The sequence below is a fragment of the Streptococcus sp. 1F3 genome (assembly GCF_054968985.1).
The window spans coordinates 41066-55312 of sequence record NZ_JBUEQR010000030.1; the positions used below are offsets into that span (position 1 = coordinate 41066).

11 protein-coding genes are annotated in these 14247 nt (G+C 42.2%); 7 read left to right on the forward strand and 4 right to left on the reverse strand.

From position 1 onward, the window contains the following. From ACVPON_RS02410 to ACVPON_RS02425, 4 genes are all read left to right on the forward strand, one after another. Entirely contained in the window at positions 1–702 is a 702-nt protein-coding gene (locus tag ACVPON_RS02410) for a methionine ABC transporter permease (protein ID WP_462875823.1), read from the forward strand. Positions 703–1458: 756 nt separating this feature from the next. Continuing rightward, the gene (gene glyQ / locus ACVPON_RS02415; RefSeq protein ID WP_462875825.1) at positions 1459–2376 is read left to right on the forward strand and encodes a glycine--tRNA ligase subunit alpha; all 918 of its coding nucleotides are present in this window, start codon (positions 1459–1461) and stop codon (positions 2374–2376) included. A gap of 1 nt (position 2377) precedes the next feature. Further along, the gene (glyS, locus tag ACVPON_RS02420; protein ID WP_462875827.1) at positions 2378–4417 is read left to right on the forward strand and encodes a glycine--tRNA ligase subunit beta; all 2040 of its coding nucleotides are present in this window, start codon (positions 2378–2380) and stop codon (positions 4415–4417) included. An 8-nt stretch (positions 4418–4425) separates the two neighbouring features. Next, the gene (locus ACVPON_RS02425) at positions 4426–4683 is read left to right on the forward strand and encodes a DUF896 family protein (RefSeq protein WP_462875829.1); all 258 of its coding nucleotides are present in this window, start codon (positions 4426–4428) and stop codon (positions 4681–4683) included. Between the two features lie 549 nt (positions 4684–5232). Here ACVPON_RS02425 and ACVPON_RS02430 read toward each other — a convergent pair. The 4 genes from ACVPON_RS02430 to ACVPON_RS02445 all read right to left on the reverse strand — a co-directional run bounded on the left by ACVPON_RS02430 (position 5233) and on the right by ACVPON_RS02445 (position 9632). Further along, on the reverse strand, positions 5233–6567 hold the full coding sequence (locus ACVPON_RS02430) for an MATE family efflux transporter (protein WP_462875831.1): 1335 nt from the start codon (positions 6565–6567) through the stop codon (positions 5233–5235). A gap of 57 nt (positions 6568–6624) precedes the next feature. Continuing rightward, positions 6625–7296, reverse strand: coding sequence for an NAD-binding protein (locus ACVPON_RS02435; protein WP_462875833.1), 672 nt, complete (start codon positions 7294–7296; stop codon positions 6625–6627). Between the two features lie 355 nt (positions 7297–7651). Next, the gene (locus ACVPON_RS02440; protein WP_462875834.1) at positions 7652–9001 is read right to left on the reverse strand and encodes a TrkH family potassium uptake protein; all 1350 of its coding nucleotides are present in this window, start codon (positions 8999–9001) and stop codon (positions 7652–7654) included. 91 nt (positions 9002–9092) lie between these two features. After that, positions 9093–9632, reverse strand: a complete 540-nt coding sequence (locus ACVPON_RS02445) for a Gx transporter family protein (protein ID WP_462875836.1) — start codon at positions 9630–9632, stop codon at positions 9093–9095. 542 nt (positions 9633–10174) lie between these two features. Between ACVPON_RS02445 and ACVPON_RS02450 the strand changes: the two genes are divergently transcribed. From ACVPON_RS02450 to ACVPON_RS02460, 3 genes are all read left to right on the forward strand, one after another. Beyond that, positions 10175–12064 (forward strand): FAD-dependent oxidoreductase, encoded by a 1890-nt coding sequence (locus ACVPON_RS02450; protein WP_462875838.1) that lies wholly within the window; start codon positions 10175–10177, stop codon positions 12062–12064. 118 nt (positions 12065–12182) lie between these two features. After that, positions 12183–13175 carry a polyprenyl synthetase family protein gene (locus tag ACVPON_RS02455; RefSeq protein ID WP_462875840.1) on the forward strand — a complete coding sequence of 331 codons (993 nt, stop codon included), beginning with the start codon at positions 12183–12185 and terminating at the stop codon, positions 13173–13175. A gap of 131 nt (positions 13176–13306) precedes the next feature. Next, positions 13307–13825, forward strand: a complete 519-nt coding sequence (locus ACVPON_RS02460) for an FMN-binding protein (RefSeq protein WP_462875842.1) — start codon at positions 13307–13309, stop codon at positions 13823–13825. Positions 13826–14247: the final 422 nt, after the last annotated feature.

Consider the following 14247-nt stretch of genomic DNA (forward strand, 5'->3'; position numbering starts at 1 on the left):
ATGGATGAATTATTTTTCTGGATTCAAACCAATTTTCCCCATATTTACAAGATGGGGTGGGGTGGTCAGACTGGTTGGGGAACCGCTATTTACAGTACCTTTTATATGACCTTTGTTTCTTTTGGAATCGGAGGTAGCATGGGCTTGATTTCAGGTTTATTTCTCGTTTTGACAGGACCGCGTGGGATTGCAGAAAATCGTGTGGTCTTTTGGATTTTAGATAAGGTAGCTTCTGTTTTGCGTGGGATTCCTTTTATCATTTTGCTCTCGGCTATTTCGCCTGTAACAAGAGCGATTGTCGGGACGTCAATTGGCATGAATGCAGCCCTGGTACCACTTTCTCTTTCAGTCTATCCCTTCTTTGCCCGCCAGGTTCAAGTCGTTCTTTCTGAATTGGACGGTGGGGTGATTGAAGCTGCCCAAGCTTCAGGTGCAACCTTTGGTGATTTGATCATGATTTATTTCCGTGAAGGTCTGCCAGATTTGATTCGGGTCACAACCCTAACGCTCATTTCTCTTGTGGGCTATACCGCTATGGCAGGTGCGATCGGGGCAGGTGGATTGGGTCAAGTAGCTCTTTCCTACGGCTATTTACGATCCAATGATGATGTCACCTTCCTTGCCACCCTCCTCATCCTCATCTTTATCTTTGTTATCCAATTTGTTGGAGACCTTATTACACGAAATATTAGTCATAAATAAGGTGTGAGGACGTTAAGAGCCAAGTAAAAATAGGAGATGGACGATGTGTTCAATGAATGACCACCTATCCTTACAGGATTCTCAGCTGTCTGCAAGACCACGCATCAAATCAAGTCCGAATTCAATTCGGTTTCAATATAGATGATACATTGAAAGATATGAGGCTACATTCTCTATTGAAGTATTTCCTTCTTGTTTTGTAGCAATTAAGGGGAGGGAAAGGTTCAAGTTCTCATGAATTTTTATAGACAGTAAGGGAATTTTCTGCTATACTATCAAGTAGGAAAGAGGGTTACTTGGTATATCCTTTAGCGAGTTTGGGACGGTGGAAGCCAGACGGAAGTAAGAGTAATTGGCGCTTTCAGAATCATTGTGAAGAAGTAAATGAAGAAATAAATTAGGGTGGAACCGCGTTGCAACGCCCCTATGGAGACATAGGAGGGTTGGCGCGTTTTTTTGATATTCCTGAAAAGTCAACTAGCTGTTTTACCTTTTTGACTTACCTATTATTCATAGGTTCCGAACCTTATAGGACTAGATAAATAGCCCCTAACTACTGATTGTTCTTCAAATCCTATCATCAAGGATGGAGAGAAAGAGGCTACTAAATGAATAAAGATAGCTCTTTCACAGTCTTTGTAGCAGTGTTCTTTTTTGCTTAGATGGCTCGTTGAAATGGGGAAAAGTCCCCTTTCAATCAGCGTCACAGTCTGAACAACTTGATGCTGTGTCAATGTTAAAAATGGAGGAAAATAAATGAGCAAGAAACTAACTTTTCAGGAGATTATTCTGACCTTACAACAATACTGGAATGAGCAAGGTTGTATGCTGATGCAGGCATATGATACAGAAAAAGGGGCAGGAACCATGAGCCCTTATACTTTCTTGCGTGCGATTGGTCCTGAGCCATGGAATGCAGCGTATGTAGAGCCAAGTCGTCGTCCAGCAGATGGCCGTTATGGAGAAAATCCAAACCGTCTTTACCAACATCACCAATTTCAAGTGGTTATGAAGCCAAGTCCAAGTAATATCCAAGAATTGTATTTGGAATCACTCGAACGCCTCGGTATCAATCCTTTGGAACATGATATTCGTTTTGTGGAAGATAACTGGGAAAATCCCTCCACTGGTTCAGCTGGTCTAGGTTGGGAAGTGTGGCTTGACGGAATGGAAATTACTCAGTTTACCTATTTTCAACAAGTCGGAGGTCTTGCGACAGGTCCTGTAACGGCTGAGGTGACCTACGGTTTAGAGCGTCTAGCTTCGTATATCCAAGAGGTAGATTCGGTCTATGACATCGAGTGGGCTGACGGAGTCAAATATGGGGAAATCTTTCTCCAACCAGAATACGAGCATTCCAAGTACAGCTTTGAAGTGAGTGATCAGGACTTGTTGCTTACTAACTTTGAAAAATTTGAAGAAGAGGCAAAACGGTGCCTCAATGAGCATTTGGTGCACCCTGCTTTTGACTATGTTTTGAAATGTTCGCATACCTTTAATTTGTTAGATGCGCGTGGGGCGGTTTCGGTAACGGAGCGAGCAGGCTATATCGCACGGATTAGAAATCTAGCCCGTGTGGTTGCAAAGACCTTTGTAGCAGAACGAAAACGCCTTGGTTATCCACTATTGGATCAAGCAACAAGAGAGCAATTACTAGCAGAGGAGGCAGAATAAGATGACGAAAAATGTATTGGTAGAACTTGGGTTAGAAGAAATTCCAGCTTACATTGTAAGCCCTAGTGAAAAACAATTGGGTGAGAAAATGGCTGCCTTTTTAACAGATAACCGTTTGGCGTTTGAAGGGATTCAAACCTTTTCAACTCCTCGTCGTTTGGCAGTTCGTGTGACAGGTTTGGCGGATACACAGACCGATTTGACAGAGGATTTTAAAGGTCCTGCTAAGAAAATTGCCTTGGATGCAGATGGGAACTTTACAAAGGCTGCAGAGGGATTTGTTCGTGGAAAAGGCTTGACAACGGAAGCGATTACCTTCCGTGAAATCAACGGGGAAGAATATGTCTATGTAACCAAGCATGAACAAGGAAAAGCAGCCAAGGATGTCTTGGCTGCTATACCAGAAGTGCTTGCCTCCCTCACTTTCCCAGTCAGCATGCACTGGGCTTCAAACAAATTTGAATATGTTCGCCCTGTCCATACCTTGACAGTCTTGCTAGATGAGGAAGCGCTTGAGATGGACTTCCTTGATATCTCCTCAGGACGCATCAGTCGTGGTCATCGTTTCCTTGGTCAGGAGACGGAAATTGCACATGCAGACAGTTATGAAGATGACATGCGCAAGGAGTTTGTGATTGCAGATAGTCGTGAGCGTGAAGCTATGATTGTGGAGCAAATCAAGGCTATTGAAGCCGAACAAAATGTCCTTGTTGAGATTGACCCGGATTTGCTCAATGAAGTTTTAAATTTGGTTGAATATCCAACGGCCTTTATGGGGGCCTTTGATGCTAAATACCTTGAGGTTCCAGAAGAGGTCTTAGTCACTTCAATGAAAAATCACCAACGTTACTTTGTCGTTCGTGATCAAGCGGGCAAACTCTTACCAAACTTTATCTCCGTTCGCAACGGAAATGCAACATGTTTGGATAATGTTATCAAGGGAAATGAAAAAGTGTTAGTGGCGCGTCTGGAAGACGGAGAGTTTTTCTGGCGTGAAGACCAGAAATTACAGATTGCAGATCTAGTAGACCGTCTAAAAGCTGTTACCTTCCATGAGAAAATTGGCTCCCTTTATGATCACATGGCACGGACAGCTACCATCAGTAGCCTTTTGGCTGACCAAGCAGGGCTTTCGGAAGAGGAGAAAGGAGATTTGGCGCGTGCTGCAGCCATCTACAAATTTGACCTCTTGACAGGTATGGTCGGTGAATTTGACGAATTACAAGGGATTATGGGGGAAAAATATGCCCTTCTTGCAGGTGAGACACCCGCCGTTGCAGCGGCAATTCGGGAGCATTATTTGCCAAATAGTGCAGACGGCAACCTGCCAGAAACGAGGGTTGGTGCAGTCCTTGCCCTTGCAGATAAATTAGATACGATTCTATCCTTCTTCTCTGTCGGCTTGATTCCAAGTGGTTCCAATGACCCTTATGCTCTTCGTCGTGCAACCCAAGGTGTGGTACGAATTTTGGAAGCCTTTGGTTGGAATATTGCCATTGATGAGTTGGTGGAAAAACTCTACGCTCTAAAGCATGACAGTCTCGTCTACCAAAACAAGGTTGAAGTCCTTGATTTCTTCCGTGCCCGTGTAGAGAAGATGATGGATAAGAATGTACCAAAAGATATTGTAACAGCTGTTTTGGATAGCACTCATTTTGTGGTGGCTGATATGGTGGAGACAGCCCGTATCTTGGCTGAAAAAGCTAAGACAACGACCTTTAAACCGGCAATTGAAAGTTTATCACGGGTCTTTAACCTAGCTGAAAAAGCAGAGTCAGGAGCTATGGTTGATCGTACTTTGTTTGAAAATGCAGAGGAAGAAACCTTGGCAGCAAATGTGGAACAGATCACCCTGTCCACTGACTTAGTAGCAAATATTGATCAACTTTTTGCCCTTCAACCCGTTATTGATGCTTTCTTTGACAATACCATGGTTATGGTGGAAGATGAAGCTGTTAAAAAGAACCGTCTGGCTCTACTTGTTGCTTTGACGGATAAGGCGCAACAGGTTGCCCGCTTTAATCAAATCAATACCAAATAGGAGAGAAGATGGAACAAGCAAAAATTGATCGAATCAATGAACTAGCTAAAAAGAAAAAAGAAGTAGGCTTGACAGCAGAGGAATTACAAGAGCAAGCCATTCTTCGGCAAGAGTATATTGAAGGCTATCGACGGAGCGTTCGTGCCCATATAGAGGGGATCAAACTTGTTGATGAGGCTGGAAACGATGTAACACCAGAAAAACTCAAGCAAGTCCAACGAGAAAAAGGCTTGCACGGTCGTAGTCTAGATGACCCAAATTCATAAAACAGCCACTTCATTTGGTTAATCGTACTGCAAGAGTTAGGGAAATTAGCCTATTATCAAGGGTATCGTCATTTCGTTTATCTCTAAAAAATTGTATACGATAAAATGACAACCTTTCCTTGTCTTATTAGATACCCACCAACAGCCTATCCCTAGATTGTTGGTGCTAGCACAGCTGCCTATCTCTTTTTGAGCTGGCAACTGTGTTTTATTATAAATGCATACGAAAACTATACTACCAAGAGAGGACGGATTCGTTCTCTCTTTTTTGTATGGTTGGTTGATGGTCTTGATATAGTTGTTTCGTTTCCTTTTAGTACTAGGCAAGGAGCTGCAGGCTGCTTCAACAGTCTAATGACTGTTGAAGGTTGGAAATCATACTGACGATAGTCAGTAACAATCGTAGAGTACGGCAAAGTGAGTTCCAATTATCTAGAAGGTGATTGGAAGTTGGAAATAAGGAAACGGAGTTTCCGCAATCGTTGAAGTAATAAAAGGTAAACTAAATGAGTATAAAAAACAAAAACACCAGCATAGGCTAGTATTTTGCTATATCATTCCTTGCCGTAGTTTTCTCCTTAAAATGATGCTACTAGGAACTAGGACCATAACACTGCCGATCCAAGCAGCGGGATTGGCAGCAGCCACACCGTAGAATCCGAAATAAGTCAAGCCAATAATAGCAACACCAGCCCGCATGACCAGTTCCATAATCCCTGCAAGAGTTGGAACAAAGCCCTTTCCAAGTCCCTGAATGAAGCTACGAAGAATAAAAAGAATAGCCAAAATCCAGTAGCAAGCACCGTTTATGATGTAATAGGTTAGGGCGAGGTGATAGACTTCTGTGCTTCCTTCTGCCAGAAAGAGACGGGAGAAGAAGCGATTGGCAGTGACTAGTAAGATCGCAAAGATAATCGCCCAAGCGATACTGATGAAGATGGATTTTTTCAAACCCTCTAAGATTCGTAGATAGAGCTTGGCTCCGTAGTTTTGGGCAGTAAAGGTGGAAACAGCTAAGCCTAGATTGATCATCGGAAGCATGGCTAGTTGATCAGTCTTACTAGCAATCGCTTGAGCTGCAATCGCATCAGTCCCCAGTTGGTTGAGCATGACCTGTAGGGTAATAGCACCGATGGCGATGATACTGGCTTGAAATGCCATCGGAAAACCTAGCTGGGCATGCTTGATGAGATTCAGTTTATCCAGTCTAACCTCTGTCCATTTGAGGTGGAAATAAGGGACTTTTTTATAAATATAAACGACTAAATAAAGGACTGAAAAAGCTTGAGCTGTAATAGTTGCTAACCCTGCACCAAACACACCTAAGCCGACATTTAAAATAAAAAGAAAATCGAGTGCGATGTTGATGAAACAGGCGATTATAAGGGCAATCAGTGGAGTAGTTGAGTCACCGAGACTACGGATAAGATTGGATAGATAGTTAAAGAGAACAGAAAAGATAGTTCCGCCGAACATCGCTGTTAAAAATTGCTGCGAATGGGGCAATAATTCCTCTGGGGTCTGCATAAAAATGAGTAGGGAGCGTAGGAAGAAAAGTGCTAAAAAGGTTAAGACCAAACTTACACAGAGGGAGTAAAAGAGCCCGTGGACAAAACTTTTTTTGATACCTTCGACATCATTTGCTCCAAATCGCTGGGCCGTGACAATTGTCAGTCCACTGGTTAAGCCCTGTGCAAATCCGAGAATGAGAAAGACGATACTTCCAGTTGCTCCGACACTAGCAAAAGCAACTTTACCAAGCGTATGGCCTACAATGATACTATCTGCAAAATTATAAGCTAATTGAAAAAAACTTCCAATTAAAAGTGGCAAGGTAAACTGTAAAATGACACGAATTGGCTTACCCTGGGTTAAATCCTGCATAAAAACTCCTTGAAAATGGGGGAGAAGAAGTGAATAAAGACTTGCTGTAAGAAATGATTAGAGTTTATTGGTATACTCTTCAAAGTGATCAACGATATGGTTATCGGTTACAGCCATAATCAGTTCTTGCTCGTTAAAGACATAGTCGGGTGAAAATTGAATATTTAATTTGTGGGTTGTTGCATCGCGATAGCCAATGATATTGAGATTGTAGGATTGGCGTAATTGTAGTTGAGCAAGGCTCTTGCCAATCCATTTTTGTGGTGCATGAAATTCGATGATACTAACATTGCCATCTAGCTCAATCAAGTCAGTTGTATCACGATGGAGGAGGTGCTTGGCAAGGGAGATGCCAGTTTCTCTTTCTGGAGAGATGACGCGATCTGCCCCGATTTTTAGTAGTACTTCCTTACTGGTGTTACTCTTGACTTTTGCGACAATTTTAGGCACATTTAGCGCCTTACAATGGAGGACAGCAAGGACGCTTGACTCTAAGTTACGTCCAGTTGCAACGACCACTGTGTCACATCGGTCAATCCCTGCAGCCCGTAGTAAGTCCTTGTCTGTAATATCGCCTACGATACCTTTGGTGAGGACTGTTTCCAACTGATTGATGCGCTCAGCATGATTATCAATCGCAATAATATGACAATCATAATGATGTAAGGTCTTTGCAATGGTGGTTCCAAAGACACCAAGACCTAAAATTCCAATAGTTTGAGTTTTCATTCTAATCTCCTTAATAAGTAAGATACAAAAGCCGTAAAGCGAGCAATGTAAAAATAGGAGACAGACGCAGGGTTCGATGAACCCAAGGAAGTCTATCTTTTTTACACAGCTCGCAGGCTGTGTTCAATTAAAACAAGATACAAGCCCGTAAAAAACTCAAAGCGAAAATAGGAAACTTTTCGAAGACGCTTGCGTCTAGCAAAAGTTTATCTTTTTCGCACAGAGTTTAGGGTGCGTTCAATTAAAACAAGATACAAGCCCGTAAAAAACTCAAAGCGAAAATAGGAAACTTTTCGAAGACGCTTGCGTCTAGCAAAAGTTTATCTTTTTCGCACAGAGTTTAGGGCGTGTTCAATTATACAATCATTGACGATTTTGCATATTGTATCGTTTCTTCCTTAGATAACTTTCGGGCGGAAAGACTAATCAAAATAGACATCGGACCAATTCGTCCAAAAAACATAAGTGCCATGATGACGAGTTGCCCCAGTTGAGATAAGTCAGGGGTTAGATTAGCTGTTACTCCGACGGTTGCTAATGCTGACATGACCTCAAAAATCAGAAAGAGCATGGGCTGGTGGGGGTCGGTCATGCTGATGGCAAAGAGGCCGATAAGAAAGACCATAATGAAGACGATAAAGGTCGCAAAGGCTTTTTGGATCGTGACAGCATCAATTGTCCGTGCCTTGAAGTTGGTATGGGGGAGGCCGATAATCTCGCTTCTAGCATAGAGAATGAGAGTGAGAAAGGCGGTAATTTTAATCCCCCCAGCCGTTCCGCCAGGTGCTCCACCAAGCATCATTTGAAAGGTATAGAGCAAGAGGGTGACAGGCTTTGCTTTTGTATAGTCTATTGATGCAAAACCAGCAGTCCGCATGGTGACAGTCTGGAAAAAGCTCGCCAAGACCTTATGTGGAAAATCAAATGAGCCAATCGTTGCAGGATTTTTATATTCAGTTAGAAGGGTCAAAAGCGTTCCAACCAAGAGAATCAGACTGGTCATGGTGAGGACTACCTTGGTATGAAAACTTAATTTGCGAAAACTCAAGTGGTTTTTCATCTTAGTCTGCATATCAAACCAGACAGAAAATCCAAGTCCTCCCATGATAATGAGTGTGGCAATTGTCAAATTGACCAAGGGATTGGTGGCGTAGTTGATGAGGCTAGTGGAGCCAAAATTATCAAACCCCGCATTACAAAAAGAAGAAATAGCCAGGAAAATGGCAGAAAAAATCCCCCGTTGCCAGCCAAATTCTGGTACAAATTGGAAAGAAAGGAGGATTGCTCCTAGGGCTTCAATGGTAAAGGTAAAACCAAAGACGGATTTGATAAAACTGCGGAAGTGCTTGGTCTCTGCTAAACTAAAACTTTCTTGTAGGGTGGCCATATTGATAAAGCTGAGCTTTCGTCCGCCCCTAAGAGCAAAGAGCCCGATGAAGCTAATCAGGCTTAAGCCTCCAATTTGAATCAAGATCATACAGATTATTTGACCAAATACATTGTAGGTTTCTGCGACAGGAACGGTAAAAAGTCCTGTCACACAGACCATAGAAATAGCTGTAAAAAGATGATCCCAATATCTAGCATTAGAGCTAGCTAGCTGTGAAATCGGTAGGGATAACAGGAGCGAGCCAATCAGAATAACGCCTGCAAAGCTGAGGACAATCCGTTGGCTCGGTTTTAATTTTAGACTAAAAGTAGGCATGATTTCCTCTCGCAATTAGGATATGAGGATATTGTAGCATAAATTGCTAAAAATAACAGAAAAACCTACCCATTTGGTAGGAAAAGAATCCTTATTTCCATTCAGCTAAAATGATTTGGTTGTAATAGCGGAGTGGTCCGACTTTCTGTAGCAAGTAGTTGGCAGTTAGACCGACCAAAAAGCCAGAAAGAATCCCGCTGAAAGACAAAAGAGGAAGGTAGTTGAGGACGAGTAAGGATTGAGCAATCCAAGAAAATACCAGAAGTTGACCGATATTGTGGAGCATTCCGCCCAGGATGGAAATCCCGATGGCACTAACCCGCTTGGGGCCTAATTGTTTGGCAGCAAGCATGCCGATATAGCTGAGTGTAACCCCAGCAAAACCATAGAGAAAGGTTGAGAAGGTACCGCCTAAAAAGGTTGAAATGAGCAGACGGATACTGACCACTTTGACACTGTCTCTAGCAGGGAGGGTAAAAATGGCAATCAGGCTGATCAAATTCCCAAGTCCTAATTTTGCCCCAGGGGCAAAGGAAAAGGGAGTAGGAATCAGTCGTTCGATTAGAGAAATAACAACAGCTTGAGCAGCTAGCATTGTAATAAATAATAATGTTTGATTTTTTGAAGTCATAATCATGTCTTTATCTGAGGTAGGTAGAAAATCTTCAAGGAGCAATATAAGAACCTGTATTCACAAGTAATACTCTTTAAAAATCAAAAGGATACTTCGTCCACTTTCCTTGGTGAAGGCTCGTTCTACCTTCTGTTTCGATTGTAAGGAAATGAGCGGTGCTACTCTCATTTCCAACCGTTCACAATTCTTAATTGTGAAAGCTAGTCTACTTTTGATTTTTATGGAGTATAAAGTGCTTTTATAGAAGAGATAGCTTTTAGGCTAATCAAGAGCGTTTTTTGAAGAAATACTGACTGTATGTTGAAAAACGAACGATGAGTAGCTTAAAACGAGCTTTAGATGGAAGTGCGACACGGTGAATACCGATTCTAAATAGCATATCGTTTCTATTCCACTATACTATCTATTTTTTTTTAAGATATGCAAGTCTTTTTTGTCAAATTCTTTGCCTAAAAATGAGGAATCCAATTGTACAATCTCTTTAAAAGGTGTATAATAGGCTTTGTTAAAAAACAGACAAACTAATCGGAGGTTATGTTTTGGCTAAAAATATTGTAATAGTAGGTGCTGGTTATGCAGGGATTTCTGCGGCACGCTTACTTGGAAAAAAATTCAAGAAAAACGATGATGTGACCGTTACCTTGATTGATAAAAACTCATTCCACACCTATATGACAGAGTTGCACGAGGTCGCGGCTGGTCGTGTGGAAAAAGATGCGATTAAATACGACTTGAAACGCATTTTCAATAAGTATCCAAAAGTGAACTTGGTGACCGACAAGGTCCTTGAAATTGACTATGACAAAAAAGAAGTGGTTGCAGAGCATCAAACACTTCCGTTTGACTATCTCCTGCTTGCAATGGGTGGGGAAGCCAATGATTTTGGTATCAAAGGTGTAAAGGAAAATGGTTTTACCCTTTGGTCAATCGAAGCTGCAGAGCGTTTGCACGATCATATCATTGATGCCTGCTATCGTGCCATGCGCGAACATGATGAAGAAAAACGCCGTGCTCTTTTGACTTTCACGGTTATCGGTGCAGGTTTCACTGGTATTGAGATGATTGGTGAGCTGATTGACTGGGTTCCAATCTTGGCACATGAATTTAAACTCAATCCGGCAGAATTTTCTCTCAAAGTGATTGAAGCAATGCCTAATATCTTGCAAATGGTCACTGAGAAAGAACAAGTGAAAACCCGCAAATACCTTGAGAAAAAAGGTGTGGAGTTGGTGCTAGGTGATGGGGTTTCTGCTGTTGAAGCTGATAAATTGCTCCTCTCATCTGGACGTGAGATTCCAACCTATACTTCTATTTGGACAGCTGGTGTGCAGGCTAACAGTGATGCAAGCGAATTTGGGATTGAAAAAGCGCGAGCAGGTAGGTTAGTCGTAAATGAATACATGGAAGCTAAAGGCAAGGAGAATGTCTATGTAGCTGGTGACTTGGTTTACTATGAGGAGCCAGGCAATGATGGCAAACCAACACCACAAATCGTTCAAGCTGCCGAACAGACAGGACATACTGCTGCCCAAAACATCATCGCTGCTATTACAGGTGGTGAAAAACATAGCTACAAAGGGAAATACGATGGCTTTATGGTCTCTATTGGTTCCCGCTATGGGGTTGCTTTCTTGATGGGCAAATACCACTTGTCAGGCTTTATGGCAATGTTTATGAAGCATATGGTAAACTTGCTTTACTTCTTTACCATTCGTAGCTTCTTCTATATGGGATCGTATATCCGCCATGAATTCTTTGACATTAAAAACAAACGCAATATCTTTGGTGGTCATACATCAGGAAAAGGGAATTTGCTTTGGTCTGCACCTTTACGTGTCTTTTATGGTTCTGTTTGGCTCTATGAAGGGGTTAAGAAAGCTTTCGGTCTCTTTGGCACCACTTCATGGTTAGGCGATCAGGTTGTTTTCCCATTCCCATGGTTGGCAGATCCTGTATCGGGCGCTTCAGCAGCTGAGGCAACATCAGGTGCCTCTCAAGCAGCAACAGAAACAGCCCAAGCAATCTTTGGTCTTAGCTATGCCTATGGTGAGCAACCGATGACAGTCTTAGACGGCATGCCAGACTGGTTTGCTTCGATCATGCAGTTCATGATGCCCAATCAAGAAGTTGCCCTCTTTATGCAAAAATTTATGACTATCGCTGAAATTGGGATTGGTCTAGCCTTGATTGCGGGTGCCTTTGTATGGATTGTGAGTGCGGCAACCGTTGCCTTGGTGGTTATGTTTAGCTTGTCAGGTATGTTCTATTGGGTCAATATGTGGTTTATTCCAGTTGCCATCTCATTGATGAATGGTGCGGGTCGTGCCTTTGGTTTGGACTACTGGATTATGCCATGGTTGGGTCGCTTCCTTGATAAGAAGATTTATGGGAAACCCAAGCATATTTACACATTGAATGATAAACGATAATGAATAGTGGTTCTTGATTCCATTATCATTGAAATACAGTAAAAAATGGTAGGGACTATTCAAAAAACGTAGGAAAAGTTTGCTGAATAGTCCTTTTCTATTATGAAGTGGGAGAATTGTGGTACATCAAATTTGGGAAAATCATCCAGAAATACAGAAGTGCTTAGGAAAAGTGAAGCGCCTTATGATGACAGAGATGAGGCTGCTTCACCCGGCTGTGCGTGAAAAAATTGTGGAATATATGGAAGCACCAGGCAAATATCTGCGCTCAGGCCTCTGTCTTTTGTTTGCCCAAGCTGTGGATGGACAGATAAAGTCAGAGAAACTCTATTTTGCTGCCTATGTGGAGGTATTACATCTGGCAACCCTTATCCATGATGATGTCATTGATGAGGCAGATGTGAGACGTGGGATTGTAGCTACCCATCGTCAGTTTTCCAATCGGATTGCTATCTACGCAGGTGACTACCTCATGGCTTATGCAGGCCGATTATTAGCCAAGGGCATTCGCCTTATGCAGCTTGAAAAAGGTGATATCGGTTCACTCAATGAGAGATTGCTTGAAGGTATTTTAGCAGGCGAATTGGCTCAGTTGATGAACCAATTTGATGTCAGCATGACCATGAAACGCTACCTCAAGCAGATTCAAGGAAAAACAGCCTTTCTCTTTGGCTTGGCTTGTCAGTTGGGGAGTGTACAGAATGGAAGATCGTTCAAGGACACTTCACCAGCCTTTCGTGCTGGTCGTTCCTTTGGTATGGCTTTTCAGTTGCGAGATGATATGATTGATTATCAACTAACTGCTCAAGAATCGGGAAAGCCTGCCCGTCAAGATATTCAAAATGGCATTTATACGGCCCCCCTTCTTTTTGCGCTGGAAGAGGATAAGAGTATCCGAGAAGACTTGTTGCACCTCATTGAGACGAAGGAGGAGCTATTAGCGGATCAGATTATTGATAAAATCAATCGGACCAAGGCAGAGGAGCGGACTAAAACCTTGATGGAGGCCTATCTACACAAGATGGAGCAACAAGTTTCTTTGCTGGAGACAGGTGGTCGGTCAGTAGACTGGAAATGGTTGGCTGAGAAAATGTTGGATACGTATGCTTAAGTTGACAAAAAGGATTTTGTGTCTAATTTCACAGTAAACATTGGACATTTTTGTCAGAAAGGTATATGATTAGGAAGTAAGAAAACGCTTCAGTTCTTAGGGATTGAGGTAGGAAAAAGGAGTTTTATTGTATGAAAACAACAAAAGTCATGTTGAAAAGTGTTGCTGCTTTAGTTGCAGCCTTTGCCTTAGTAGCATGTGGAGCGAAAGAGGAGAAGAAAGAGACAACGATGTCTTCATCTGAGACAACCGTATCTTCTTCAACTGCAGAATCTAAAATGATGGCTGAATTGAAAGATGGCACTTATTCAGCAGAATCTGCACCAGATGACCGTGGTTTTAAGATTGTTCATACAATCACTGTGAAAGACGGAAAAATTACAGAGTCTACGTTTGACTACGAGGACAAAGATGGTAAAATGAAGTCTGAAAACGAAGAATACAACAAGATGATGAGCGAAAAAGCTGGTGTTTCTGCTAAAGAAGCAATCGAAAAATTGAATGCTGAATTGGTTGAAAAACAAGATGTCGCAGCTGTTGAAGTTGTTTCTGGGGCAACCCATACTTCAGAAGACTTCAAGAAGAGTACAGAAGCTCTCCTTGCTGCAGCTGAAAAAGGCGATACTGCAAAAGTGATGCTTGACAAATAATTCCAGCATAAAAAAGGATGGAGGCTGCGTGTAAGTACCAGCCTCTTTTCTCGTGGATGTTGAATTAATGGTAGAAAAAAGATGAATAAGATGCAATAACTTGTTTTATTGGCGGTAGCTAGCTGGCTATTCCCTGCATTTCATTTGTGATTAGCCTAGCTATCTTCGCCGGGGTCTCACGACGAAGTTGCAAGCAACTTCTGTTCGGCCGCCTATTTTTCAGTCGGTTTTTAACGGCTTCGTATCTTATGTAACTGAGTTCAGCCTAAAACCTCGGAAAAAAGATAAATCTCATTGGTTGCCAAGCAACCTGCTTCGATTTCCTATTTTTCATTCGGTTTTTTAACGGCTTCGTATCTTATGTAACTGAGTTCAGCCTAAAACCTCGGAAAAAAGATAAATCTCATTGGTTGCCAAGCAAC